Raw genomic sequence first — 26,331 nt, 5'->3', positions numbered from 1 at the left:
CGGACCATCCTACGAAGCATTCCGGACCAATGGATTGATAAATCCATAGGTCAGGTCCGCCAATAAGTTCAAAATCATGACTCCAACGATGATGACAATCCCGACGGCGAGCATCACCGGGAAATCACGAGCCGCGATAGCGTCTACCAGAAGTCTGCCCATTCCAGGCATGGAGAAAACGGTTTCTGTAACGACGGCCCCACCCACCAGTTGGCCGAGTGACAGCCCCGCATAAGTGATCAACGGCAAAATCGAATTGGGCAGAATATGGAGATAAGATATTCGCCCCTCGGACAGCCCCTTGGAACGGGCCACGTTGATGTACAAACTGTTTTCTACGGCGCGATATTCGGATTTGTAAATCAGACTGAAGGAACTGAAATAGAACGTGGTGAGCGTTAAAATGGGCATGATCAGGTGGGTGTAGTGCGCAACAATACCGTTGCTCCAAGGCGACCACCCCGTCGTCGGCAACCAGCGCAATTGCACCGACAGAAGATAGATCAACAGGAGACCAAGGAAGAAATTCGGTATGGTGATGCCAACCAGGCTGATTGACGACGTAATCCGTTCAACGGTTTTCCTCATGAAGGGTAGAGAATTAACCAGCGATGCCGCCAGAAAGGCCAGTGTGATTGAGTACACTGCCAGTTCCAGTGTGAGAGGCAGCGCGTTGGCAATCATCGACGCGACTGATTCCTGCGTCGCGTAGGAACGACCGAAGTCGCCCGACAACGCATTGCCTATCCAATGGAAATACCGACCAATAAGAGGCCCGTCGAATCCGAGGCGCGCGTTAAGCTCCGCAACGGCTGTGGGGGAGGCTTCCTCGCCCAGCATGATTGCGGCCGGCGTTCCGAGAAATGATGTCATGCTGGCAAACAGCAGAAATGTCAGAATGACGATGTTTGGAATCATCACGAGTATGCGGAGACTGATGAGCGCTATCATGGCATCCGTTTCACGAAACGAGAGAACAAATAATGAGGGGCATCGCACTATACCTTTGTCAGCGCATCACAAAGGGATCGGCCACCTTTGCGCCTGATATATTCACAAAGATCGCCTTCGCCTGGGTGTAATCCTGGATTGCGTGGACACCGCCTTCACGGCCGTATCCGCTCAACCCCGCACCCCCGAACGGCATCATAAAGGATGTCACGCGATAAGTGTTGATCCAGAAGCGACCGGCAGGAATCGCCCGTGCGGTCCGATATGCCTTGGCGAAGTCCTTGCTGAAAACGCCGCCCGCGAACGCATATTCTGAATCCCGTGCAAGGGCGATTGCCTGTTCCTCGGTCGAGAAACGGATCACGCTGAGAACCGGCCCGAAAAGCTCGTTGCGGACAATGGAAAAATCCTGGGTATCGCATTCAACGATCGTCGGCTCGAAATACCACCCCTTGGAATGGCCTGCACGTCCACCGCCTGTGACCAACCGTGCGCCGGCTGCTTCGGATTCGGCTAGCAGACGTTCGATCCGGTCCCGCTGACGCTGCGTGGCAAGTGGCCCCATATGCACGGACTCGCTCGTTGGATCTCCGATAACGATTTCCTTTGTGCGCTTCACAAGTCGCGTCAAGACTTCATCATATACCCCGTCTTGCAGCAGTAGTCTGGAACCGGCAGCGCAGCTTTGGCCGCTTGCGGCGAAAATGGCGGACGTTACGCCGTTCACCACACTGTCAAGGTCGGCATCGTCGTACACGACGACTGGGGATTTTCCGCCGAGTTCGAGCGACATTTCCGCGATATTTGCAGCAGTTGCCGGAATGATCTTGCGCGCTGTCTCCACGCCCCCGGTAAATGCAACCCGCCGGACGAGAGGATGAGAGACAAGAGTTTGGCCACAAGGATTGGCCGACCCGGTGACGACGTTAAACACGCCATCGGGCACACCAGCTTTTGCAATGACTTCCGCGAAAGCCGTGACGGCTGCAGAGGCTTCTTCGGAAGGCTTGAGAACGATCGTGTTGCCGGCCGCCAAAGCAGGTGCAATCTTGAAGGCTGCAAGGTGGAGCTGCGAGTTCCACGGAACAATCGCCGCCACGACGCCAAGTGGCTCCCGCACAATCATCGCAAGCGGTCCCTCCGGCCCCATCGGAGGAATTTGCCCTTCGATTTTGTCAGCCAGGCCGCCGTAATAATCATAGACCTCAACAAGATTGCGGGTCTGCCACCGGGTCTCCCGCAGAAGTTTGCCCGTGTCGGTGGTCTCGGCCGCCGCGAGAGTATCGACCATCGACTCGATTTCGCGTGCGATCTTTTGAAGGACTTTTCCGCGTTGCGTTGCGCTCATGCGTGACCAAGGGCCCTCAAGATAAGCACGGTGCGCCGCTTTCACTGCACGATCCACATCTTCCGCCGTCGCTTCCGGAAAGCTTGCCCACACTTCCTCGGTCGCTGGGTTTAATGACTGGAACCTTTTGCCGTCGCTTGCTTCACACCAAGCGCCATCAATGAACATCTTATAATTTGCAGTCATGGCTATTTCGTCCTTCGGAATTGCAAGTCGGCGGCTCCAGCCCCGCAACAGCGGGATCGGGATTTTTTGACAAATCAGTTCGCGCGCTTCCACATGTAGCGGAATCGGGTAATCAGATCGGGCATCGGTATGAAGCCATGTACCGAACTGTGAACAGCGCTAAATTCACTGGCAAAACCAATTGGAAGATAGGGGAGGTCAGCTGAAATCTGCCGCTGGATCTTGTTATAGAGGTCTTTGCGCACTTCAAGATCGGCCGTGACCCGAGCTTCTTCAATCCATTTGTCAACCTCAGCGTTTTTGTAGCCTGTAGAATTGGCCGTTCCCTTGCTGGCGAACAAATACTGGATCAACCCATCCGGATCTGACCGCTGCGTCCAGCGCATTGGTGTAAACTTAATCTCACCTGCAACCGTCTTGGCGTAGTATTCGCTCATCGGTACCGGAGCCAGCTGGACATTCAGCCCGATCGCGTCGAAATCTTCCTTCGCCAGCTCTGCAAGCCTGCGCAAGGGGTCGCCACTTGGAGCCGCAAGCGTAATCGACGTTCCGGGCTTGATGCCAGCTTCAGCCAGAAGTTTACGGGCTTTGTCAGGGTTATAGTCGTATTCGACGAGGTCCTTGGGCGTCCACCAAAGTCCTGCAGGTGTTATGCCCGAGGAAATCTGAGCCTTGCCCGCCCACAAGATCGTGTTCATGCGGTCGCGGTTGATTGCGTGAGCTAGAGCTTCGCGGAATTTCGGATTGTCAAAAGGAGCGGTGTCCCAGCGCCATTGTAGCGAATGCCAGTTTCCGCCCGTCGCCGGAACCAGACCGATGTCCGGGCTGGCCTCGGCAAGACGTGTGTCCAACGGTGTGAGCTGACCGATATAGTCAAGTTCACCGATCATCATGCGTTGAACACCGACGACGTTTGATGGAATATCATTGAAGGTTATGCCATCGAGATAAGGCATGCCCTTTTCCCAAAAATCAGGGTTGCGTTCGAGGGTGATGTGATTGCCCCGCACCCATTCCTTGAATTTGAAAGGGCCTGTCCCGACAGGGTGAGAGCCGATATCCGCGCCGTAAGTCTTGGCGGCGGTGGGCGATACCATCAGACCGGCCCGGTCGGCGAGCTGTGCGAGCAGCGGCGGATAGGGTTGCTTGAGATTGATTGCCACGGTGTGTTCGTCGACCGCTTCAACGTTTTCAATCACGGGAGCGAGCTGACTGCGCTGAGTAGAGTTGACAGCCGGATCCAGCCGCGTCTCAAGATTCCACTTCACGGCCTCCGCATTGAAGGGCGTGCCATCATGGAACTTCACACCGTTGCGCAGATGCAGCACAATACGCTTGTCATCGTTCTCAAAGTTCCAGCTTTCAGCCAAAGCAGGTTTCAATGAAAAGTCTGGGTTCACGTCGATGAGAGTGTCGAAGATCAGAAACAGGGTCTGACGCTCGGTCCATTGTGCCGACGTAATAGGATCGAGCGTCTTTGTGTCGCTCAGGTAACCGATATTCAGCGTGCCGCCCTGTACCGGCTTTGCGTCCTGCGCATTTGCGCCGCCGATCAGGGTGGTTATGGTAATAATGCTGGCGGCGACAACCGCCGCAAATGCTTTCCCGTACATTTTATTCCCCTTTGTGTTAAGGCTAGAATTCTTCTCGACATTCGCCGTTTTTATTGCCCCTGCCTTTAAGTGTCAGGCAGTGGTTATTGGCTTTCCTGTTTGATCAACGCCCATTGCCTTCATATCCTGAAATCGATCGCCAATCCTGTGATGGGGACGCCCGCCACTCGCAGCACCAAGCACGACGACAAGTTCGTCGGGAGCAGGCGCGTCAGAGATCGCGAATTCCAAAGATAGAAAATGAGAGCGGGTTCCTTTCTTCTCTTCCCTTTTATGGGTGAGCGGAAAGGCGATCATCATGCCCGGACCGGAGCGTTTGTTGATGAACGGAAGAAAGGCATTTCCGTCCGCGCCCATGCGGAAGGCATTTCCGAAATGAAGTGTATGAATCAAACCCGCTGCGTGTTCAACTTCACCGCTTGTACCAACGATCGCAGCCTTGCCAAATGCTTCGATATGATCGGGGCCGCCCATAAGAGCAACGAGCCGCGGAACCAGAGCGTCGCTTAAATGCGGAGCGAAGCCGAGAATCTCCGGTTGCAGATCCTCGACAAAATCTCTGCCCACCCATGGATTTTGGATAATAGCAGCACAGGCCGCCATTCGAAGTGGCGTGGGGGCTGGGCGACCACCTTCGATCAGGATGTCCTCCACATAATCCACAATTTTGCGAATCCGTATTTCGCTCATACCGCTTTACCCTCGCCAGCCAGTTCGCCCAGAACGCGATTGGCAATTCGGTGGCACTCAACGCCGACTGGCACGCCGCAATACACCGTTATCTGGGTGATTATCGCCTGCAGCTCCTTGATAGTAATTCCGTTGGTCATCGCACCGCGAAAGTGTAGCTCCCACTCATGCATCCGGTTAAGGGCAGCTATCATCGTCAAATTGAGCATGCTCCGGGTCTTGGCAGGCAATGTGGGATCACCCCAGGCAGCACCCCAGCAATACTCCGTAATGAAGACCTGGAAATCCTTGGAGAAATCCGTGGCGTTGGCCAGCGAGCGCTCGACGTACTCAGCACCCAGAGTGCTTTTTCGTTGCTCGAGGCCGCGCGCAAAAAGAGCATTATCCATGGGCGGCTACATCCTTTCCTGACTGTCGTGATAGAAATTCTTTGACATGCCCGGCTATCAACTCCGGTGCTTCGACCAGCACGCTGTGCTTGAGGTCGGAAAGAATGCGCAATTCCGAATTCGGAATTCTCTCCCGTATGGCCTTCGCCATGCGGACATTCGAATTTGGATCAAACTCCCCGGTCATGACGAGCGTATCGTTGGGAATAAGATGAAGATCATCAATCAATTCGGTCTCGCCGAAGACGCGGTAAGCCTCAAGATAGGACGGGATATGAACAGCCTTGAGTTCCGCAATGCGATTCTCGATCAGTTCGGGATGCTGTTCAGCGAACTCCTTCGTAAACCACCTGTCCATGGCCGGTCCGACAATCGCATCGATACCGTCTTTACGGATAGCGCCGAGCCGCGCGAGAACCCGGGCACGTTCCTCCGAGGTTCTTCCAGCAACTGCGGAAAGTATGACAATCCGGTCAAACCGCTCCGGCCAACGGCTGGCCAGTCTTTGAACGATGAGCCCGCCAAGGGAAAAACCAACCACATGAGCTTGGACAATACCCTCCTCATCCATGATTTTGAGAACGTCGCCGGCGAAGTCGTCAACCGTCAATGATCCATCAACTCTGGCTGAAGCCCCATGGCCACGAAGATCGAGACGCAGCACATCGAATTGATCCTCAAGGGCTGCGCAGACGCCGTCCCAGCTCGACAGATTGGCGCCAACACCGTGAATCAGAACGAGCGGTGCACCCGAACCCCGCCGTTCGTAATTGACGATCCCATCCTTCGTTGTGGACATGAGTTATCCTCAGGTAATTGCGGAGTAGAATTTATAATTGCCATATGGTATACCAACATCCAGTATCCCGGTCAATGGAAATTCCTTTTCCACATGAATGGGATTAAAGGACAAGTCTGGAAGGGTGTTCTTCATCACAAATCGGGGGCGAGATGGAAAAGCTTGACATACTGGACGTTCCGGAGACGCCAAATCTCAGAGAAAAAACCGTCGAGGTTCTCCGCGATGCGATCCTCACACAATATTTCAAACCTGGGCAGCAACTGGTGGAGCGTTCACTTGCGGACGAGACCGGTGTGAGCAGGACCAGTATACGCGGCGCCCTTAGCCAGCTTGAGGCGGAAGGCCTCGTTGTCCGGGTATCCGGCAAAGGCATGTTCGTGACGCGCGTAACCGCTATCGAAGCACAAGAGATCTACGAGATGCGGACGATCATCGAATCCGCGATGGCCCGCCTTTTCGTGGAACGTGCCGGCGATGAGGATATCGCATCGGTGGAGGCAGCAATCATTGCCGCTGAAGAGTTCAGGCAACCTGAGGATGCATTACTCTATGCCCATGGGCTGGACGCAATTTCGGATGCTGTTATGGGCGGGGCCGGTAACGACGTTGCCCGACAGATGGCGTCTGTTCTTCGCGCAAGAGTTACATTTTTGCGAACCATCACAGCGCGTTCCGCGTCGCCCGAGAGGCGAAAGGCAACATTCGCCACCCTGTATAAAATCCTGGATGCATTCAAAGCCCGGGACGCCACCGCGGCAGAAAACCTTACACGAGATTACGTTAAACGGTCCGCCGAGTTCGCGCAGCAAGTTCTGCAAGAGCCGCCTCAAGACTCTCTTTAAGCTCACCTAGCACAGGAATCACCATGCAATATATCAAGTTCGGGAATACGAACCTCAAAGTATCGCGCCTTTGCCTTGGTGCCATGGGTTTTGGTGCGGCAACGTGGCGGCGCTGGGTGCTCGACCGTCAGACATCCGACCAGATTGTCGGGCGAGCATTGGAACTGGGGATAAATTTCTTCGATACGTGCGACTTCTACTCCGCAGGCGAGAGCGAAAACATCCTTCGGGAAGTTTTGGTGAAACGGGTGCCGCGCGACAGTGTTGTGTTGGCGACCAAAGCCGGAAATCCGATGGCTCCGCATTGCAATGGAAGAGGCTATTCCCGCAAACATCTTTTCGAAGCCATCGACGCGTCGCTGCGCAGGTTAGGCACGGATCATATCGATCTGTTTCAGACCCATATCTGGGATTCGACCACCGATCTTGACGAGCTTGTCGATGCCTTCGGGGATATCGTTCGATCCGGCAAGGCGCTTTATGTGGGAGCGGCGACCATGCCGGCTTGGTCCATGGCCCTGACTTTGTCCAAAGCGGCTGCCGGTCGTTTGCCAAGTTTCGCTTCGATGCAATGTGAGTATAACCCGGCGCATCGGGAGTGCGAGCGTGAACTCCTGCCACTGTGCCGGCACGAAGGCCTGGCGCTCATCCCCTTCAGCCCAATGGCCCGGGGCTTTCTTGCAGAAGATCGAAGAGAGCCCGGCAACTCAACAATTCGCACGCAAAGCGATGACTATACGTTGAAGCACTATTACCGCCCTTCCGATTTTGCGGTGTTCGAGGCAGTAACCAAGGTCGCCGCGCGGCTGGACACGACAGCCGCGCAGGTTTCACTTGCGTGGACACTCGCACAGCCGGGAATTACATCACCGATTTTCGGGGCGACGAAAGTCGAACATGTGGACGCTGCAGTTGCCGCGCTCGACATCCACCTTTCAACGGAAGATATCGCGCTTATTGGAGCAGCCTACGCCCCTCGCCCGCTTTCCGAGGGTGGCCATTGAAGGTGATTCATGATGTATCGCACGCAGCCGGTTGGAATTTGGCGAAATGAAACTTATTACGGCCGGACATTTTTGAGCATGCCGAGTCGCTCGAACAGGAATTGGAGATCTGGGTGCTGAGGCCAGTAAGCTTGAAAGTGGATGTATCGCCTACCTTACGCAAAAGGGTCGTGGACACTCTGAGAAACGCTATCGCGCAGGGCGAGCTGGAAGCAGGGGAGCGACTGGTGGAGCGCGTATTGTGCGAGCGCACCGGCGTGTCCAGAACTTCGCTGCGTGAAGCATTGCGCGAATTGGAAAATGAGGGGCTGGTCACTAATCTTCCCAATCGCGGAGTGATCATTTCAAAGCTGACTTACAAGGATGCCAAGGCGATCTTCGAGGTGCGGGCAATGCTGGAATCGCTTATTTGCCGGCTGTTTTGCGAGAAAGCCACCCCGGAGCAATTTGAAGATTGTAAATCTGCCTTCAAAGACGTCGTGGTTGCATATCAAAGCGATGTGCCGCGCGATATGATTGTCGCAAAGTCCCGTCTCTATGACGTATTGATGGCCGGCGCAGATAACGAAATTGCCCAGCGCATGCTACGCAGCGTCCATATTCGAGTGTCGCAATTGCGTATGCTGTCCCTCTCCAGTTCCGCGCGAAGAAAAGCGTCCTTGGCAGAAATGGAAATCTTGATGGCAGCTTTTGCAGCCCGCGACGCGCACGCTGCGGAAGAAGCAAGCCGCTCCCACGTGGAACGGGCGGCAGAAAGCGCGCTTGAAGCCCTGGACTGAAGCCGCCGAGCGGCACGGCATACCCTTCACATTGCTCAATTTATTGTCCAGGTTGATTGCTTTGCCGTTACGCGGCATAAAGGTCTTTTCCGAAAGGTTGTCGGTATGGATTTGAAGTTCGATATTGGCGCACGGCTTAATGCGATGCGCTCCGCTGCAGGTTTCTCTCAACGCCAGCTTGCTGAGCGGGCTGGGGTCCCGCACGCCCAAATATCAAATGTGGAGACTAACAAAGTCAGTCCGTCAGTTGCAACAACCAGAAAGATCCTGAATGGACTCGTCGTCGGTATATCTGACTTCTTCGCGCCGGAACGCTCTCACCCCAAAGTCCCGTTTTTAGCGTTGACGAGCGAGTAGACCTGACATCAAGAGTAGCAGCATCGTCAATCTCCGGTGCGGGCGGGGCATTGGCGTTCAGGCAGATCGGTGACGCAAGAGGAACATAACCTGCAGATCCTGCACGAAGTCTATGAACCCGATGCCGAGACAGGCGACACGTTGCTGCAACATTCTTCCCCGGAAGGAGGATATGTTGTAGAGGGCGATAGCCCGTCCGCAAGAAGTTCAAAGCCTTCAAAACGCTGGCGAGCCAGCAGCGACGAGTCTTGCTGAGCGCGCGCAAACTGCTTCAAAAGAAGGCTATCGCTATCCAGAGCGATATCCGTGGCCCGTTGCGCGCAACTTCGGTTTGAAAACCGAACTGGAAGTCGTCGGCAACCGAATAGTGAACATTCTGAGCCAGTATTTTCCAAGTCTAAAGCAATCGATCGTGGCGCAGGGCTTCTTTAGCCCTGTCGATCTGCAGGAGGGGTTCGGTTTTATCGCGGGAAATTTTAGTTATCTGGACATGGTGGCCACCGAATGCAGTTTACCCTCGTTACAATTCGGAAAGGTCTGGCGGCACTCGTAGATTGGTCGCCTGCTCGAACGCATAAGCGAATCCGAGGATTGTTGCTTCGTCATATGGTCGACCCATAAAAGAAATGCCCGCTGGAAGCCCTGCCGTCCCGAGGCCCATCGGCACGGTAATGTCGGGATTGCCGATTGAACTATAAGACGCGAAAATAAAGCTACTAATCTCTGGAGGAATGTAGGTTGGATCTTTCGTCTTCAGAACCGGTGTGTTGATCGGAGGCGGAAAGCTGGTGCTTGTCGGATAGATCAGCGCGCCTACTCGATTTTTATCGAAAAGGGACTTTTTGTATGTGCTCGCAGCAGGTAGCATATCATTGACAAGATGGAAATGGGACAGGTTGTTCGCGTTCATCTTCAACGACGTCTCTAAAAGATCCAATATACGCTGTTCCACCGGTTTACGAGAAACGGTGGTCGTGGCCCGGTAAATGTCGACGAACTCAGCAACCGTCTTTGGCACATGAGGTCCGAAATACGTTGAGAGATAGTCTTCAAAGTTTTTTTTGAAATCGGCATCAGCTGGCACCCGTAAGTTCTGGGCTCCGTTCACAATATTGAATCTCAGAAAGTCAGTATCGAGATATATATCAACGATCGTGGCGCCAAGATTGCCTATAACCTCTATGGCATTGTTCATCATCGCTTCAACCTCCGGGTCGCCCTTGAGAAAGTTATGAACCAGACCAAGACGAGCACCCTTTAGCGCGTCTGCGTCGAGCGATTCGGTGTAGTTTATTTCTCCTGCGGGATGGGTGTTGTAGACGGCAACGTTCATCGGGTCAGCTTCGTCGCGTCCTGCTCCTGCACCAAGCAAAGCGGCAAGGTCTGTAACGTTGCGGGCCATGGGCCCCGCAGTATCAAAAAGCGGACTCTTGGGAGCAATGCCGCTCCTGCTCCATAAGCCGGTTGTTGGCCGTAATCCCACTAATCCCGCAAAGGCGGCCGGCCCGCGGATCGAAGAGCTGGTATCGGTGCCAACTGCCAACAAGGCCAAGTTGGCAGTCAGGGCAGCAGCGCAGCCGGAACTTGAGCCGGACGTCGACCGCAGGCGGCTATAGGCATTCGTCACCACTCCGTCGATAGTATTGTAGTCATTATTGGCAAACTCGCCCATGGACGCTTTTCCCAAAATAACGGCGCCGGCCTGTCGAAGATTTGCAGTTATGTATGCATCTTCTGTCGGGACTGCGTCTTTGAGAATAATGGAACCATTGGTCGTGGGCATATCGAACGTATTAATGTTGTCTTTGAGCAGAATCGGCACACTGAAAAGTGGGCCCATCGGTTCTCCTGCCGCGAATTTTCGGTCGAGCTCTGTCGCAATTTGCAGCGCTTTGGGATTGAGATATGTGATCGAGTTTAAACGAAACTCGTATTTATGAATCCTGTTCAGATATTGCTGGATAAGCTCAACACACGAGATTTTGCGGGTTCTGATTGCCTGCTGTAAGTCCGCTATTGTGGCTTCTTCAATTTCGAACGGTTCAGATGAGTTTGGCAACATTGTCGGAACCCTAATAGATGTGACTGAACGTGGAAGTGCCTTCAGATCGAACCCCGTTCAATTGGCCTGCTATGCAACTATGAACGGTCAATCGTTCGCGATCACTTCTTTTTATATTCTTATACAGACCACCAGCGCAATCGTCCGATGATCATCCAGACATGACAAGGGCCAATCAAGCCATTGCCACCATGCAGCACTTGTGCGCGGCGGGGATTGGCTTTGCCATCGATGACTTCGGAACGGGCTATTCAAATCTGAGCGTGCGCTGAAAAGTCTGCCGGTTTCCCGGCTTAAAATTGATCGATCGTTCGTGCGTAACCTGGCAACGTATTAAGCTGAAGGCTACAGAAACGCCCGGTTGGCAAGGACAATGGGAATCGGCAACCACCAGCGGCATTCCTATCGACATATGTGGCTCCGCAGAAGCGTGCGGGCCAATCCGAGCTGTCGGGGCGGCATATCGCCGTTGTCGAGGCTTGCAGAACAAGGATTTCGCCCCGGGCCCGGGCCGAACTGATCGCCGATATCACCATGACCCAGGAAGTCCTGCGCCCTCCCTGCCCCAGCTGACAGTTAGTAGCTTCCAAACACCGTCTTCAGTTCCTTCACCTGATCTGCCGTCAGCAACTGGGATTTCGCACTGCGCAGGATTACCAGAAGCCTGGCAGTCTCTTCGAGTTCTTCGGCTGCATAGACGGCGGCGGTAATATCCTTGCCGGTGACAACCGGTCCGTGATTGGCCAGCAGCACGGCCGCATATTTGCCGCCGAGGTCCCGGATCAATTCCCCCGCCTTTTCGTCGCCGGGACGCACATAGGGTACCAGCCTCACCGCCCCTACCCGCATCACCACATAAGGCGTCAAAGGCGGAATGCAGTCATCAACGTCGATATCACCCATGCAGGACAGCGCCGTGGCGTAGGTCGAGTGCAGATGCACGACAGCGCCGGTCTGCGGGCGGGTTTCGTAAAAGGCCCGATGCAGAAATATTTCCTTCGACGGCTTGTCCCCGGACAGATGCCGGCCATCCGTGCCGATCTTGGTGATGCGCGCGGCATCAAGAAAACCGAGGCAGGAATTGGTCGGCGTAATTAGGAGACCGTCGTGTACGGCAACACTGACATTGCCAGCCGAGCCGACGGAGAAGCCGCGATCGTAGAGCGACTTTGAAAGCCGCACCATATCATCCCTGACCTGATTCTCGTTCATTTTGCAGACCCGTATGCCTCAGTTTGTTTCGATCTGCGCCAATGCCTTGGCGAAGAAATCCGTCGATCCGAAATTGCCACTTTTCAGCGCAAGCCCAAGCGGGCCATTTCTTGCCGCCACCAAGATCGGCACGCCGGGATCGATCTCGCGGCCGACCTGCAGCGTATCGAGATCGAGCGCACTGACCACCGCACCCGACGTTTCGCCACCGCCGACGATGATGCGGCGTACGCCGGAATCGGCGAGCTTCCGGGCAAGGCTTGCAAAGAAATGTTCAATCTGTTCGGCAATCTTGCTGGCGCCGAACTTGCCTTGCGCAGCGGAGACGGCAGCTGGATCGTCGGAGGAATAGATGATGGGATTGGCATCTGCATGGTCTATGTACCAGCCATAGGCTGTCTCGACATTCATGCGGCCACCGGCAAGTTCATCGGGTTTTATCGTAAGGCCCGGGTGGTTCTTCAGATAGTCCGCGACCTGATTGCGCGATATTTGCGAACAGGAACCGCAAAGGACAACCGCAGGCCCTGAAGTAGTGGGTACCTTGCTTCCTCCCCCCGCAAGCAGGCCTTTCTTGCGAAAATTGTCCGGCAGGCCAAGGGCAATGCCGGAGCCACCGGTGATCAGATTGTGACCGGCAATTGCTTCGCCTAGGGCAAAAAGGTCCTCATCGCTAACGGCATCAGTGACCACAAAGCGATTACCGGCCTGGACTTCGTACGCGAAGGCGTTGGCAAGCGCGCCAGTTCCAGACCGAACCATGTCGAGCGGGATCAGGCCCACGCCCGCCTTGGTTTGAAGCCCCAGCCAGCGGCGTAGACTGGCATCGGTCATCGGGGTCAACGGGTGTCTTTCCATGCCGGACTCATTGAGCAGCTTCTCGCCTACGAAGAGGTGCCCCATGAAAACACGCCGGCCGGTTGCCGGAAATGCCGGGCATACCACGGCCACATCCGCACCAAGGAAGTCTGCCAGCGCTTCGGCGACGGGGCCGATATTGCCCTTGGGAGTCGAATCAAAGGTCGAGCAGTATTTGAACACGATCTGCCGGCAACCCTGTTCTACCAGCCATCGCGCCGCCTGCAGCGATTGACGCACGGCATCATCGGGCTCGATCGAACGGGTCTTCAACGCCACCACCCCTGCTTCGCAATGCTTGGCGGCCTCACCTTCGGGGACGCCAACAAACTGGAATGTGGCCATCCCACCTTTCGCCAGCGTGCTGGCTATATCACTTGCCCCGGTGAAATCATCCGCGATTACGCCAAGCAGCATGTGATGCTCTCCTTTTTTGAAGAGAGCTTATTCTTACCAATGGTCATGATTGTCTCTCCGTCGCCTCGCGGGCGATCATCTCACCAATGGGAATAGACGCCGTTGCCGCCGGCGATGGCGCGTTGCCCACATGCAATGTACGAGGTGTGCGCAGGATCATGAAATCATGAACGAGCGTGCCATCGCGCATCACCGCCTGGGCGCGGATACCGGCTTCGCGTGCCACCAAATCGCCGAGTTCGAGCGAAGGGCAATATTTGCGGCATTCGGCGAGGTAGCGCGCTTTGAACAGCGAATTGCCGGCTTCGGTGAGTCCTGATTGCAGGTTCTTCGAGATGAGCCGCCAGAATCCCGGAAATTGCGCAAAACTCATCACATCCTTCAGGTTAAATGAGAATTTGGCATATTGTTCGCGAGCAAGGCCAAGTACCGCATTCGGGCCGACGGTCAGACTGCCGTCGATCATCGGCGTCAGGTGAATGCCGAGGAAGGGCAGATCAGGATCCGGCACGGGATAGATCAGATGGCGTACGAGCGCGCCCTTTCTTGGGGAAACATCATAATATTCGCCGCGAAACGGTACAATCTGGAAACCGGCGTCAAGGCCGGCCAGCTTGGCCAGGCGATCTGATTGGAGGCCGCCGCAGGCAATAATTTGCTTGGCTTGCCATCGTTTTCCTCCAGCTGCAACAATCACATATTCCGCAGTTTCCGCAAGGGCATCGACGCGGGCGCCATATTCGATTGAGCCCCCCGCTTTACCGATCAGCTCGCCCATCACCTCGCAGATGCGGCGGTAATCGACAATACCAGTCTGCGATACGAAGAGAGCACCGAGCCCGGTGATATTGGGCTCGCGCCGCTTCAATTCAGCGTCGTCTATCTCCTCGACATCGATCTGGTTGAGGGCGGCATTCACCCGGAGGTTGGCCATACGCGCCAGTTCCGTCGGCGTGGTGGCCACCACAAGCTTACCTCTTGTTTCGAAAGGGATGTTGTTTTCTGTACAGAATTGCTTAGTCGCTGTTGCCCCGCGGCGGCACAAATCAGCTTTCAGGCTGCCGGGCTTGTAGTAGATCCCGGCATGGATGACACCGCTGTTGTGTCCGGTCTGGTGCCGGCCGAGCCCGGTCTCCTTCTCTAGAACGAGAACGCCTGCGCCAGGCCGCAGACGGGTTAGCTCAAGTGCCGTGGCAAGGCCGACAATGCCGCCACCGATGACGCAAAAATCGTAAATCATGATTTCAACCGTCACGGTAAAGAAGTTACGATTGCACACATACCACGACGCCCGTATTTCGAACGATCTCTCAAAGCGTTTACTCCTTCCCCAAATATCCGGTGGCACGAAACTCCTGGCCCGATTGCCAAGCCGATCTGTGCCGATCAAAACCGGCACTCCTAGGTCTGGCTAGCTTCATCCATACGCGAATTTCAGAGGGGATCAACATTTTTATTATATTTATTATAAGTATCTCTTGACTTTCGCGGCGCCGGGAAGGAATGTTTTAGAGTGGTTCTATTCTGCGCGGGAAACCGGCGCATGAAAGACAGACTTTTTGAGGAGGATGTCTAACTACCGTGTTGGGCATTGGTTTGGTGGTTTTACCCACGATCCAACACGTTTATGTGCTTGCTAGGGAGGATTAAGTGATAGCGCAGCGACAAACACAGAAGTCCCGGTTGGACGTTATCGTCAATGACCGGGTCGACGCTCATGTCAAGCTGAGCGGCATTACCCAGGTCTTCCGGTCTCAGACCGGTGGTCCTGCCATCGAGGCGCTTGGACCTCTGGATCTCACCTTGAAGACCGGCGAATTCTTTTCGGTGGTTGGCCCTTCCGGTTGCGGCAAGTCGACGTTGCTGGAACTGGTTGCAGGCCTGACCCGTCCGACGACAGGCGAAATTCTCATCGATGGCAAAGTGGTGCAGGGCGGCGTCCCGGACGGGGTCGGCGTGGTTTTCCAGGAAGACGCAAGTTTTCCATGGCTGACGGTTTGGAAGAACATCATGTTCGGCCTGAAGCGCCGTGGTGTTGATCCAACGATTGCCAATGAACGCGCCGAACGCGCGTTGGAACTGACGGGATTGCAGGCATTTCGCGATGCTTATCCTTCGCAATTGTCCGGCGGCATGCGCCAGCGCGTCTGCATTGCCCGCACACTGGTGATGGAGCCAAGGCTCATTCTGCTCGACGAGCCATTTGGCGCTCTCGATCAGCAGACGCGCCTCATCATGGGTGATGAGGTGCTCAATCTGTGGCGTGCAACCGGCGCAACCGTGATGCTGATTACCCACGCGCTCGATGAAGCAGCGATGCTTTCGGACCGTGTCGGCATCATGTCAGCGCGCCCCGGCCATTTCATCGAGATCGTCGAAACCGGCTGGAGCAAGGATCGCGATAGCCGTATCGCTTCTTCCGAAAAGTTCGGTTCGCTGACCGCCCATCTCTGGTCGAAGCTGCGTGACGAATCCATCCAGGCAACCCGTCAGTCGGAGACAAAAAAATGAACCGCCTGATGCGTGCCCGCCTGCTTGTCGTGGCCGCTATCCTTGTCGTGCTTGAATTTGCATGCAGGACGGGCTTGATAAGCAGTTATTCACTGATACCGCCCAGTGAAATGGTCGTTGCGATGATCGAAATGCTTCGCAGCGGTGAACTGACGGCCGAGATCCTGCAAACGGTGCTGGCGGTTTTCATTTCTGTCGCCGCCGCAGTGGTCGTCGGCATTCTGGTAGCAATCGTGCTGCATTCGATGCCGCGCTTGCGCCAAGCCATCGAACCGGTTCTGGTGACCTATTATTCCATCCCGATCTTCGTGTTCTACCCGCTGTTCATCGTCCTCTTCGGTCTCAACGACGTGCCGAAAGTGGTCATCGGCTTCATGCTTGCCGTGGTTACCATGATCGCAAGTACCTTGAACGGGCTCGACAGGGTACCAAGAGTCTTGCGAAAGACTGGGCGGGTTCTGCATCTGAGCCGCATGGAAACCATCCGGGAAGTCGTACTTCCTTCGGCCGCTCTCAGTGTTTTCAACGGCGTCAAACTTGCCATCGCCCATGCATTCGTCGGTGTCCTGGCTGCGGAATTTATTCTCTCCACGGGTGGCCTAGGTTATCAGATAGCCTATGCCTTCCATGACTTCGACAATCGCAAAATGTACGGAATCATGCTGCTTCTCCTGATCATCGTGGCAGTCGTCAATGCCTTCCTGATGGGTTGGGAACGGTACATCCGGCAGCGCAGAGGTTTGTCATGAACATGCTGAATATTCTCAAATCACCAAAATGCCGGAGCACCTTCGATCTCCTGCTCCTCGGCGTGGCCTTCGTTGCGTTGTGGCAGATTTTCTATGAAATTGCTGGCTCAGTAGCGCTCGCCTCCCCGCTAGCAGCAACCGAAAACGCGCTGAAAATGCTGGCAACGTCGGACTTCTGGATGAATGCCGCCGCTACACTCAAAGCCTTTTGCATAGCAGTGGTAATTGAGGCCGTTGCCGGCCTCGCGATCGGTATTTTCCTCGGATTACAACGCTTTACCGGCGACGTCTTCGAACCGATGCTCACCGGCCTTTACTCCGTTCCCAAGCTGATGTTCTTTCCGATGATCACTTTGTTTTTCGGGATTGGACTTGCGTCAGAAGTGGCCTTTGGTGTGCTGCAGGGCATTATCTCGATCATCCTTTTCACGATGAGCGCCGTGAGGAACATCAAGCCAGTATATATGAAGACCGGCAAGACGATGAACCTTTCCACCACGCAGATGATGCTGACGATCGCCCTGCCTGGCGCTCTTCCTGAGATTTTCACGGGCCTGCGCATTGGCGTATCGAGCTCGCTTATCGGGGTGATTCTCTGTGAAATGTTCGGATCAAGCCGTGGATTGGGCTTCATTCTCATGAACGCCATGCAGAACAACATCGTGCTTGATATCTCATCGCAAACGCTGCTGCTGATCGTCTTTGCCGCAGGCTTGAGCGGTGTCCTAATGGCGGCAGACTATAAGCTTCATCGCCGGGTCTGATTCCGGCAACCCGAAGCACGCGAACAATAAGACGGTGGTGCAGACGTACCGTCGCAGGAAAGTAACAGCCCAAATAGCGGCTGGAACGAATGATTGGCTGCAACGGGCAGCACTGCACTGAGGGAATTGTCAGTGCGAATTTTCTAAAAGGTCAAAAGGAGGGACCACGAAATGATAAAAATAAAATGGCTTTTATCACTCGCACTTGCAGGCATACTTTCGGTTGCAGGGGTCAACGCATCGCAGGCGGAACAGATCGTCGTGGCGAACTATGGCAGCTCGGTAAATGGCATGCCCTGGGTTGTCGCGCTTGAAAAAGGTTTCTTCAAGGAACAGGACCTCGACATCACCGGCATCATCGGTTCACAGGGGGGCAGCTCGGAAGTCCGCAACCTGATTGCCGGCGATCTGGCCTATGCCGACAGTGCGCTGGTCCCGATCCTGACCGCGATCAAAGCCGGTGGTTCCGATCTCAAAATCGTCAGTGAAAACGGCCATACGACCACGCAATTCGTCTGGATCGTCATGCCGAATTCACCTATCAAGACAATGGCGGATCTCAAGGGTAAGTCCATCAGCTTCACCACGCCGCTGAGCACAAGCCAGATCCTCAACAACATGCTCGTCAAGAAAGCCGGCCTGGCCCAGGGTGACGTCAAGTTGGTCTCGACCGGTGCCTATGGTGCCGCGCTGACTGCGCTGCAGAATAACGGTATCGACGTCGCACTGGTTGCCGAACCCGTCTATACGCTCAACAAGGACAAGTTCCGTCCGCTGTTCTTCTCGCGCGATATCTTCCCGGCGATCAGCAGCACGGTCGGCGTGACTTCGGCCAAAGTTGCCAATGACCGGCCGGATGCGATCCGTGGCATCATCCTTGCTCACCGCAAGGCGGTTGAATTCATGAAGGCCAATCCGAAGGAATCGGCGCAGATGATCGCCAAGGTCTACAAGATGGACCCGGGCATCGTAGAACAGGTCATCACCGAGCTGATGGATCATAATACGAGTGACGGCCAGCCCTTCTACAGCCTTGGCGATCTCTATCCAAAGGGTATGGACGCCATTGTGGATGCTTCGCTCGAAGCAGGTGCGCTCAAGGATAAGGTTGATTGGCGCCAATATGTCGATCAGAGCTTCCTGCCGGATGATCTGAAGCGCGACATCAAATGAGTTATCGCTCAAAAATCCGGACAGGCGCCCTCACCGGCGCCTGTCCTCAAAATGATGGACAGGCAAACGGAAATTTGACATTGCACGGTAGGCTTCCGCCGAAGCCGGATTTTACCTTTCAATGTGAAACTTCGAAATGTCCAAGACGGAGAAATATGATGTCTGAAGATGTGCTCCTCTATATAAACGGCGAATGGAAAGCAGGAGGCGCTGGCAAGCTTCCCATCATCAACCCGGCGACCGAAGAGCAGATCGGAACCGTTGCGCACGCGTCCCATGCGGATCTGGATATAGCCCTTGAAGCCGCTGACCGCGCCTTCAGGCAATGGCGTGACGTGTCAGCCCTCGACCGCAGCAAGGTACTGCGCCAGGCCGCCAAACTCATGCGCGAACGGCAGGAAGATATCGCCCGCATCATGACGATCGAACAGGGCAAGCCGCTGGCAGAATCCCGCATCGAATGCGCCGCATCGGCGGACTTATTCGACTGGTTCGCCGAAGAAGCGCGCCGCACCTATGGCCGTGTCATCCCGGCCCGGGCCGTGGGCGTTTCCCAGACCATGACTAAGGAACCAGTTGGCCCGGTTGCCGCATTCACACCCTGGAATTTCCCGCTGTCGCAGACGGCGAGAAAAATCGGTGCGGCACTGGCTGCGGGCTGCTCGATCATCGTCAAGGGACCGGAAGAGACACCGGCAAGCGTTGCTGAGCTGGTTCGCAGCTTTGCCGATGCCGAACTTCCGGCAGGCGTTCTTAATCTCGTCTTCGGTGTTCCCGCGGATATTTCCAGCTATTTGATCCCGCACCCGATCATCCGGAAAATCTCGTTCACCGGTTCGACCGCCATCGGTAAGGAACTGGCTTCACTAGCAGGCCGCCACATGAAACGCAGCACGATGGAGCTGGGCGGTCACGCCCCGGCCATCGTCTTCGCCGATGCGGATATCAACGTCGCCGCCAATCTTCTGTGCGGTGCCAAGTACCGCAATGCCGGCCAAGTCTGCGTCTCGCCCACACGCATGATGGTTCAGGAAAGTGTTTACGAGCAATTCATCGATCTGTTCGTCGAGGGTGCCAAGAAGGTCAAGGTCGGCAACGGTCTCGATGCGGACACGGCAATGGGTCCCCTTGCCCATGGCAGACGCGTTGAAGCGATGGAAAGCTTTGTTGCCGATGCGGTCGCCAAGGGTGCAAACCTGCGCACCGGCGGCAGCCGTGCAGCCAACAAGGGCTATTTCTTCCAGCCGACCGTGGTCACGGACCTGTCCGGTGATGCCCGGCTGATGAATGAAGAGCCTTTCGGCCCGATTGCCCTGATATCGTCGTTCCGCACGTTCGACGACGCAATCGCAGAAGCCAATCGCTTACCCTATGGCCTTTCCGCATATGCCTACACGAAGTCGGCGGAAACAGCAGCACGCGTATCTTCATCCATAGAGAGCGGCATGATTTCCATCAATCATCACGGGCTCGGACTGGCCGAAACACCATTTGGCGGCGTCAAGGATTCCGGCTATGGCTCGGAAGGTGGTGTAGAGGCAATCGAAGCCTATCTGGTGACCAAGTTCGTCTCGCACCGCTATGCCTGATCGGCGCTGGCAACAGGCATCCAAAAGAATAAATGGCGCCTTGGTGCGCCATTTTCTTAAGCCCGGCTTGCTAACGGGCCAAGCTCATGCAGCACCAACCGCTTAGCGATCTGCGGCATCAGGGCCTCGGCCCTCGGCAGGAAATGCTGGCGCAGCGCGCCGACCGCCGCCGCGTGGATCTGCTCGGCAACGTGAATCCCTTCATCATTGCGAAGCACGACCATAAGCGTACGGGTCATGGTCTCTTCCGGATAAAGCGCAACGCGAAACGCCTCGCCTCGGCCCAATGCCCTGTAAATGGCCAGAGGCGGCAGGATAGTCCACCCGGAACCAGCTGCCACCATTTGCAGCGCGGCCTCGTTGGTATCCAGATGATAGCGATGAGGTGGAGCAATGCCCTTGGCACGCAATGATTGATCAATGCGCGAAATCAGGAACGGATCGCGGCCAAAACGAATAAGATCAAGATCGGCGCTGAGCTTTTGCAGCTTTGTCGGGTCGCCCTTGTAGGAATCAGGATAGACGACCAGCAACGGCTCGGTCAGGATCGGCAGCATCTGCACTTCCGGCGGCGGCGGCGATTCATCGCTGGTGACGATGAAGTCGAATTCGCGATCGGCCACGCATTTGAGCCGCGTCGCGCCATAACCCGAATCGACCGTCAGCTCGGCTGCGATATGCTGAAGCCGGTCGATGATGAACGGGCCCATCGTCGCGGCAAAACTGTTGAGCATGCCGATGCGCAGCGAGGGCAGCTGTGCCATATGCCCCAAGCGCAACGCACCGTCAAACTTCTCAATGCTGTCGATGATGGCCTCGGCATATTTTATCAGGGCTGTGGCCTGCAAGGTCATCACAGGCGGGCGGAACGACCGATCGAACAGCTGGATGCCGAGTGCGTTTTCCATAATGCCGATAGCTTGGGAGATAGCCGGCTGCGACAGTGACAAGCGCTCGGCCGCAGCACTCATGCTGCCGGATTTTCCAACCGCCACAAAGATTTCAATGGCCCGGATGGTCAGGCCGGGACGGATGCTCAGTTGACTGGTCCGGTCTCCGGATCCGGTGGAAGCCGAGTGACCCGGACTCTGCTTTTTCGCCATTACTGCCCTCTCAATGTGAACCCAAATATAATATCCAAAGTGAAACGCTTACACTATTGGAGGCGCGGATGCATGGCCTCCGCCCATATTTCAATGGCTACCCCAAACTAAGTCAACGTCTCCCCGCCGATACTAGCGTAAATTTTCAAAAAAACGATTGCCGCCGCGAAAAATCTATTATACTAAATATAACATCATTTGGTCATGCAGGCCAAGCCCAACCGGCAACTTCAAAGAGAGTTGAGAATACAGCTTCGAGCAGCCTCGCCGAATGCGCCGGAGGAATGGCTTCGCCAGTACGATAGACGCGGTTTTCAGAGAATCGCGGAACATAGCAGAACGTTCAGTGGAGGTCGGTGGTTATGAATTCAATGTCTTTCAAGCAGAAGCTTCGGGCTGGTATCCCTCAGGTCGGGATCAGAAGCCAGCTTTGCAACGCCACCGTGGTCGAGGCTCTCGGCTTTTGCGGTTTCGATTATATCTACATCGACATGGAGCATTCGCCCAACGATCTCATGTCCGTTCTGCAGCAGGCGCATGCCATAGCAGGCACAAAGGCGGAAACAGTTGTCCGTATCCCTTCCAATGATAATGTGCTGATCCAGCGGCTTCTGGACGTCGGTGTGGAGAATATCGTTGTTCCGATGGTCGACACACCGGAAGAAGCCAAGCAGGCCGCCTCGGCGGCACAATATCCGCCTAACGGCATTCGCAGCCGCGCCCGTGTGCATCGCGGTAACTCCTACGGAACGGACGCAACCTATGAAAGCACGGTCGATGACCGAATCTGCCTTGCCGTGCAGATCGAATCGGATGCGGCCGCATTGCGGGCTTTCGAGATTGCCAGCGTTCAGGGCGTCGATGCGGTTCTGTTCGGCCCGGCCGATCTTGCCGCCGATATGGGCCACACCGGCAATACCGAACATCCTGCCGTGGTAGCCGCGATCGACGACGCGTTGAAGAATATCCTCAAGGCAGGAAAGTTCGCCGGCATGTCCACGACCGACCCGGTAATCGCCAGCAATTGGCTGGCCAAGGGCTGCCACCTCGTTTCCATAGCCGGTGACTTGCAGACGCTCGTCGGAGCGTCGCGCCGTCAGCTTGAAGCCACCAGACAGGCCATGAAGGCCTGAAACCTGGGAGAGATTAATTGACCGAGAAAAAAACACTATTCCAGAAAATCTGGGACGAGCATGTCATCGTGACCTCGCCGCAGGGCGAAGATCTGCTCTACGCTGACTTCAACTTCATTAATGAGGGCCAGTCGTTTCTGGCCTTCGATCAGCTTCGCATCGAAGGACGCGAATCGCTCCGCCCGCAGCAGCACCTTGCCATCACCGACCATTATCTGCCGACCAAGAACAGGGAACGCGGCCCTGCGGGCATCGAGGACAAGGAAATCCGCAACGTTGTGGAAATGCTTGCCAATAATTCCACGGATTTCGCCCTCCCTCATATCAACATGAACCACCCAAAGCAGGGTATCGCCCATGTCGTCGGGCCTGAGCTCGGTTTCTCCCAGCCAGGCATGCTGATTACCTGCAACGATTCGCATACCGCCACCCATGGCGCCTATGGCGCGCTGGCCATTCCGATCGGCGGGTCGAACCAGCTGCGTCACGTCATCGCCACCCAGACCGTCTGGCTGCACCGGCCGAAGACCATGCGCGTGCTAATAGACGGCACCTTGCCGGAGAGTGTCACCGCCAAGGACGTCATTCTTACTATCATCGGCAAGACCGGCATCGGCGGCGCCACCGGCTATGCGATCGAATACGCGGGCACCGCCATTTCGGCGATGTCGATGGAAGCGCGCATGACCATCTGCAACATGTCGATTGAGGCAGGCGCACGCATCGGCATGATCGCCCCGGACGAGACAACCTTCAAGGATCTTTCCAACCGGCTGATGGTGCCGAAAGGTGCCGATTGGGACAAAGCTGTCGCCTACTGGAAGACACTGCCGACTGACGACGGCGCGGTGTTCGATCATGAAATCCGCATTGATGCGACAGAAGTGGCACCTATGATCACCTGGGGCACCAGCCCGGAGGATTGCGCCCCCATCGATGGTCTCGTTCCGGATCCGGCATCGTTCGCCGATGTCGAACGGGCACGCCACGTCAAACGCGCTCTCGACTATATGAACCTGAAGCCCAAGACGCGGTTCGTCGATATTCCGATCGACCGCGTTTTCATCGGTTCGTGCGTCAACAGCCGCATCGAGGATCTGCGCTCCGCCGCCGCCGTGCTGAAGGGCCGTAAATCCGTGGTTCCAGGCATGGTTTCTCCCGGTTCCACGGATGTGAAGCGTCAGGCGGAAGCGGAAGGCCTCGATCAGATTTTCCGTGACGCCGGTCTAGACTGGCGCGACTCCGGCTGTTCCATGTGCAACGGTTCCAATGGCGAAATCGTCGCCGCCGGGGAGCGTTGCGCATCAACGACAAACCGCAACTTCGAGGGCCGCCAGGGCCGGAATGCCATGACCCATATCATGAGCCCTTCCATGGTTGCAGCCGCCGCCGTTGCCGGTCATCTCGCCGATATCAGACATACGTTCGATACCCCTTCGTCATTCAGCGCCTCTGCAAGCGCCGTGCGGAACTGACAGGAGAAAAACATGCAGCCATTTACCGTTTTGACGGCGACCGCCGTTCCGCTGGAGATCGCGAAGATCGATACGGGTATGATCCTGCCTGGCCGTTTCATGCGCCGCCATCGCCGCCCTGGTCACGATTATTCCGAGGCTTTTCTTTACGATCTGCGATTTGACGAAAAGGGCCATCCCCGCCCGGAATTCTCGTTGAACCAGCCCTCATACAGCAAGGCCTCGATTGTCGTTACCGGCGCTGATTTCGGCTGCGGCTCGTCGCGTGAAGGCGCTGCCTATGCCGTCATGGACTATGGTTTCCGTGCACTGGTCGGCCCCAGCTTTGCCGAAATCTTCTATGGCAACTGCCTGCAGAATGGCATCTTGCCGGTTGTGCTGCCGGAGCTGACCATCAGCGAAATCTGGGAACAACTGCGTGCCAAGCCCGGTGTCGAACTCACCATCGATCTGCCCGATCAGGTTCTGATCGACGCGGATGGAAGACGTCATCCCTTCGATATCAATCCGCTGCGCAAGGATCGCCTGATCCACGGCATCGATGATATCGACGTGACGCTGGAGCACAAGGAAGCGATTATCGATTTCGAGACCACACGGCGCAAGGCGTTTCCCTGGTTGCCGACGTCGGCCAATATCTGACCGGGTGATGAGCCGGAAAACGCCCATGCGTTTTCCGGTGGTGAATGTAGTCGCCTGACTTATGAATGGAGCACAAGCTGGACATTCTGGCTTATCTCCAAATATAGACTTCAAAGGGAGAGTTGTCGTGAACGGTGCCGAGAGTCTTGTCCATACGCTGCTAGCTTCGGGCATTACGACATGCTTTGCCAATCCAGGTACAAGCGAAATGCATTTTGTTGCCGCGCTAGATCGCGTGCCCGGGATGCGGTGCATTCTCGGCCTTACCGAAAGCGTCGTTACTGGCGCAGCGGACGGTTTCGGCCGCATGAACGGCAGCCCGGCGGTGACGCTTCTGCATTGTGGTCCTGGCCTCGCGAACGGCTTGTCCAACCTTCACAATGCGCGGCGCGCCAAGACATCCATCTTGAATATCGTCGGAGATCAGGCGAGCTACCACCGGCCTCTCGATCCGGCATTGACGGCTGATACCGAAGGCTGGGCGCGCGGCGTCTCCGCCTGGACCCGCACGGCGACATCGGCAGCGACAATCGGCCGTGATGCTGCGGTGGCCATCCAAGCCGCGCGCACATCTCCCGGACAGATCGCAACCCTGATCGCGCCCGCCGACACTTGCTGGGAAGATGGCGGCATCGTTGCGGAAATGCTGAGGCCGCCTGATCCCACTCAGGTTGCCCCGCATCGCGTAACCGAGATCGCCCGATTGCTACGGGGTTCGGAGCCCTGTTTTATCCTGATGAGCGGTTCGGCACTGCGCAGTGGCGCGCTTGCCGATGCTTACCGCATCGCCCACGCGACCGGTGCAAAAATCATGGCGCAGGTGTTCAATGGCCGCGTCGAACGTGGGCAAGGCCGTGCACCGATCGAACGCCTGATGTATGGCGTCGATCAGGCTATCGCGACGCTGGCTGGCAGCAAGCACATCATCCTCGTGGGCGCAGAAGCACCGGTGGCACCGTTCGCATACCCTAACAAGCCAGGCCGCCTCTACCCGGAGGATGCGACAATCCACGTGTTCGCGCGTCCCGAGCAGGATATGCCCGCAGCGCTTGCCGCCCTTGCCGATGAACTGTCGGCTCCGAAGGTCGATTTGCCGCCCGTTGCAAAGCGGGCGGATCCGGTCAGAAGTGGTGGTATCAATGCTGATGCCGTGACGCAGACCTTGGCAGCGCTTATGCCCGAAAATTCGATCATCGTCGATGAGAGCGTCAGCTTCGGCCGGCCCTTCTTCAACGGTCTCGCTGGCGCGGCGCCGCATGACTGGCTGCAGCTGACCGGCGGCGCTATCGGCAGTGGCATCCCCATGGCAACCGGCGCTGCCGTAGCGGCACCTGACCGCCGGGTGATCAACCTGCAAGCGGACGGATCCGGCATGTTCACAGTGCAAGGCCTTTGGACCCAAGCCCGCGAAAACCTGCCTGTTACCACGGTGGTCCTGTCCAATCGCAAATACGGCATCCTACTCGGCGAACTCGCCAATGTTGGCGCCAATCCGGGGCGGACGGCGATGGACATGCTTGATATCGGCAGGCCAGACATCAACTGGGTTGGCCTTGCAAACAGCATGGGCGTCGAAGCCGCACGCGCCGGAAATATGGAAGAATTCACCAAATTGTTCGAGACAGCCAATAGCAAAAAGGGTCCGTTCCTGATCGAATTGATGACATAGCCGGTTCGGTCTG

24 protein-coding genes and 1 pseudogene are annotated in these 26,331 nt (G+C 56.0%); 14 read left to right on the top strand and 11 right to left on the bottom strand.

What is annotated here, in order from left to right; genetic code table 11:
- Nucleotides 1-9 precede the first annotated feature (9 nt).
- From ABKW30_RS28085 to ABKW30_RS28060, 6 genes are all read right to left on the bottom strand, one after another.
- Nucleotides 10-951, bottom strand: a complete 942-nt coding sequence (locus ABKW30_RS28085; protein WP_348602257.1) for an ABC transporter permease — start codon at nucleotides 949-951, stop codon at nucleotides 10-12.
- Nucleotides 952-1,009: 58 nt separating this feature from the next.
- Nucleotides 1,010-2,485 carry an aldehyde dehydrogenase gene (locus tag ABKW30_RS28080; protein ID WP_348602256.1) on the bottom strand — a complete coding sequence of 492 codons (1,476 nt, stop codon included), beginning with the start codon at nucleotides 2,483-2,485 and terminating at the stop codon, nucleotides 1,010-1,012.
- 74 nt (nucleotides 2,486-2,559) lie between these two features.
- Complete coding sequence (locus ABKW30_RS28075) at nucleotides 2,560-4,098, bottom strand: ABC transporter substrate-binding protein (RefSeq protein WP_348602255.1); 1,539 nt, start codon at nucleotides 4,096-4,098, stop codon at nucleotides 2,560-2,562.
- Between the two features lie 72 nt (nucleotides 4,099-4,170).
- Nucleotides 4,171-4,788 carry an amino acid synthesis family protein gene (locus tag ABKW30_RS28070; protein ID WP_348602254.1) on the bottom strand — a complete coding sequence of 206 codons (618 nt, stop codon included), beginning with the start codon at nucleotides 4,786-4,788 and terminating at the stop codon, nucleotides 4,171-4,173.
- On the bottom strand, nucleotides 4,785-5,177 hold the full coding sequence (locus tag ABKW30_RS28065; RefSeq protein WP_348602253.1) for a carboxymuconolactone decarboxylase family protein: 393 nt from the start codon (nucleotides 5,175-5,177) through the stop codon (nucleotides 4,785-4,787). Before ABKW30_RS28065 ends, ABKW30_RS28070 begins: the two co-directional genes overlap by 4 nt.
- On the bottom strand, nucleotides 5,170-5,976 hold the full coding sequence (locus tag ABKW30_RS28060; protein ID WP_348602252.1) for an alpha/beta hydrolase: 807 nt from the start codon (nucleotides 5,974-5,976) through the stop codon (nucleotides 5,170-5,172). Before ABKW30_RS28060 ends, ABKW30_RS28065 begins: the two co-directional genes overlap by 8 nt.
- A gap of 152 nt (nucleotides 5,977-6,128) precedes the next feature.
- Between ABKW30_RS28060 and ABKW30_RS28055 the strand changes: the two genes are divergently transcribed.
- From ABKW30_RS28055 to ABKW30_RS28035, 5 genes and pseudogenes are all read left to right on the top strand, one after another.
- Nucleotides 6,129-6,821, top strand: a complete 693-nt coding sequence (locus ABKW30_RS28055; protein ID WP_348602251.1) for a GntR family transcriptional regulator — start codon at nucleotides 6,129-6,131, stop codon at nucleotides 6,819-6,821.
- Nucleotides 6,822-6,844: 23 nt separating this feature from the next.
- A complete protein-coding gene (locus ABKW30_RS28050; RefSeq protein ID WP_348602250.1) occupies nucleotides 6,845-7,825 on the top strand; it encodes an aldo/keto reductase in 981 nt (326 codons plus the stop codon).
- A gap of 113 nt (nucleotides 7,826-7,938) precedes the next feature.
- Nucleotides 7,939-8,604, top strand: coding sequence for a GntR family transcriptional regulator (locus tag ABKW30_RS28045; RefSeq protein WP_348602249.1), 666 nt, complete (start codon nucleotides 7,939-7,941; stop codon nucleotides 8,602-8,604).
- 105 nt (nucleotides 8,605-8,709) lie between these two features.
- Nucleotides 8,710-8,961 carry a helix-turn-helix domain-containing protein gene (locus ABKW30_RS28040; protein WP_348602248.1) on the top strand — a complete coding sequence of 84 codons (252 nt, stop codon included), beginning with the start codon at nucleotides 8,710-8,712 and terminating at the stop codon, nucleotides 8,959-8,961.
- Between the two features lie 218 nt (nucleotides 8,962-9,179).
- Nucleotides 9,180-9,319: pseudogene (locus tag ABKW30_RS28035) on the top strand (IS110 family transposase); the annotation flags it as partial.
- A 162-nt stretch (nucleotides 9,320-9,481) separates the two neighbouring features.
- On the opposite strand, the gene ABKW30_RS28030 reads toward ABKW30_RS28035, so the two are convergent.
- The 4 genes from ABKW30_RS28030 to lhgO form a co-directional block, all read right to left on the bottom strand.
- Nucleotides 9,482-11,023: an amidase family protein gene (locus ABKW30_RS28030; RefSeq protein ID WP_348602247.1), complete on the bottom strand. Its 1,542-nt coding sequence runs from the start codon at nucleotides 11,021-11,023 to the stop codon at nucleotides 9,482-9,484.
- A 576-nt stretch (nucleotides 11,024-11,599) separates the two neighbouring features.
- Complete coding sequence (otnC, locus tag ABKW30_RS28025) at nucleotides 11,600-12,235, bottom strand: 3-oxo-tetronate 4-phosphate decarboxylase (RefSeq protein WP_348602246.1); 636 nt, start codon at nucleotides 12,233-12,235, stop codon at nucleotides 11,600-11,602.
- Nucleotides 12,236-12,253: 18 nt separating this feature from the next.
- Complete coding sequence (otnK, locus tag ABKW30_RS28020; RefSeq protein ID WP_348602245.1) at nucleotides 12,254-13,510, bottom strand: 3-oxo-tetronate kinase; 1,257 nt, start codon at nucleotides 13,508-13,510, stop codon at nucleotides 12,254-12,256.
- 43 nt (nucleotides 13,511-13,553) lie between these two features.
- The gene (gene lhgO / locus ABKW30_RS28015; RefSeq protein WP_348602283.1) at nucleotides 13,554-14,753 is read right to left on the bottom strand and encodes an L-2-hydroxyglutarate oxidase; all 1,200 of its coding nucleotides are present in this window, start codon (nucleotides 14,751-14,753) and stop codon (nucleotides 13,554-13,556) included.
- 407 nt (nucleotides 14,754-15,160) lie between these two features.
- Between lhgO and ABKW30_RS28010 the strand changes: the two genes are divergently transcribed.
- From ABKW30_RS28010 to ABKW30_RS27990, 5 genes are all read left to right on the top strand, one after another.
- Nucleotides 15,161-16,021 (top strand): ABC transporter ATP-binding protein, encoded by an 861-nt coding sequence (locus ABKW30_RS28010; RefSeq protein ID WP_348602244.1) that lies wholly within the window; start codon nucleotides 15,161-15,163, stop codon nucleotides 16,019-16,021.
- Nucleotides 16,018-16,770 carry an ABC transporter permease subunit gene (locus ABKW30_RS28005; RefSeq protein ID WP_348602243.1) on the top strand — a complete coding sequence of 251 codons (753 nt, stop codon included), beginning with the start codon at nucleotides 16,018-16,020 and terminating at the stop codon, nucleotides 16,768-16,770. Before ABKW30_RS28010 ends, ABKW30_RS28005 begins: the two co-directional genes overlap by 4 nt.
- Nucleotides 16,767-17,534 (top strand): ABC transporter permease subunit, encoded by a 768-nt coding sequence (locus tag ABKW30_RS28000; protein WP_348602242.1) that lies wholly within the window; start codon nucleotides 16,767-16,769, stop codon nucleotides 17,532-17,534. The genes ABKW30_RS28005 and ABKW30_RS28000 overlap by 4 nt, the downstream gene beginning before the upstream one ends.
- A gap of 171 nt (nucleotides 17,535-17,705) precedes the next feature.
- Entirely contained in the window at nucleotides 17,706-18,707 is a 1,002-nt protein-coding gene (locus ABKW30_RS27995; RefSeq protein WP_348602241.1) for an ABC transporter substrate-binding protein, read from the top strand.
- A 158-nt stretch (nucleotides 18,708-18,865) separates the two neighbouring features.
- Complete coding sequence (locus ABKW30_RS27990) at nucleotides 18,866-20,296, top strand: NAD-dependent succinate-semialdehyde dehydrogenase (RefSeq protein ID WP_348602282.1); 1,431 nt, start codon at nucleotides 18,866-18,868, stop codon at nucleotides 20,294-20,296.
- 56 nt (nucleotides 20,297-20,352) lie between these two features.
- Here the strand turns inward: ABKW30_RS27990 and ABKW30_RS27985 are convergent, their stop codons facing one another.
- Nucleotides 20,353-21,399 carry a LysR family transcriptional regulator gene (locus ABKW30_RS27985; RefSeq protein WP_348602240.1) on the bottom strand — a complete coding sequence of 349 codons (1,047 nt, stop codon included), beginning with the start codon at nucleotides 21,397-21,399 and terminating at the stop codon, nucleotides 20,353-20,355.
- Between the two features lie 362 nt (nucleotides 21,400-21,761).
- On the opposite strand from ABKW30_RS27985, the gene ABKW30_RS27980 reads away from it, so the two are divergent.
- From ABKW30_RS27980 to ABKW30_RS27965, 4 genes are all read left to right on the top strand, one after another.
- Nucleotides 21,762-22,532, top strand: coding sequence for an aldolase/citrate lyase family protein (locus ABKW30_RS27980; protein ID WP_348602239.1), 771 nt, complete (start codon nucleotides 21,762-21,764; stop codon nucleotides 22,530-22,532).
- A 17-nt stretch (nucleotides 22,533-22,549) separates the two neighbouring features.
- The gene (gene leuC / locus ABKW30_RS27975; RefSeq protein ID WP_348602237.1) at nucleotides 22,550-24,007 is read left to right on the top strand and encodes a 3-isopropylmalate dehydratase large subunit; all 1,458 of its coding nucleotides are present in this window, start codon (nucleotides 22,550-22,552) and stop codon (nucleotides 24,005-24,007) included.
- A 12-nt stretch (nucleotides 24,008-24,019) separates the two neighbouring features.
- Nucleotides 24,020-24,649 (top strand): 3-isopropylmalate dehydratase small subunit, encoded by a 630-nt coding sequence (gene leuD / locus ABKW30_RS27970; RefSeq protein WP_348602236.1) that lies wholly within the window; start codon nucleotides 24,020-24,022, stop codon nucleotides 24,647-24,649.
- 127 nt (nucleotides 24,650-24,776) lie between these two features.
- Entirely contained in the window at nucleotides 24,777-26,318 is a 1,542-nt protein-coding gene (locus ABKW30_RS27965; protein ID WP_348602235.1) for an acetolactate synthase large subunit, read from the top strand.
- The last annotated feature ends 13 nt before the right edge of the window (nucleotides 26,319-26,331 follow it).

The organism is Phyllobacterium sp. SB3, from assembly GCF_040009165.1.
Lineage (GTDB): Bacteria > Pseudomonadota > Alphaproteobacteria > Rhizobiales > Rhizobiaceae > Phyllobacterium.
The sequence above is the reverse complement of the archived record's forward strand: the minus strand, read 5'-3'. Positions and strand labels throughout refer to the sequence as shown.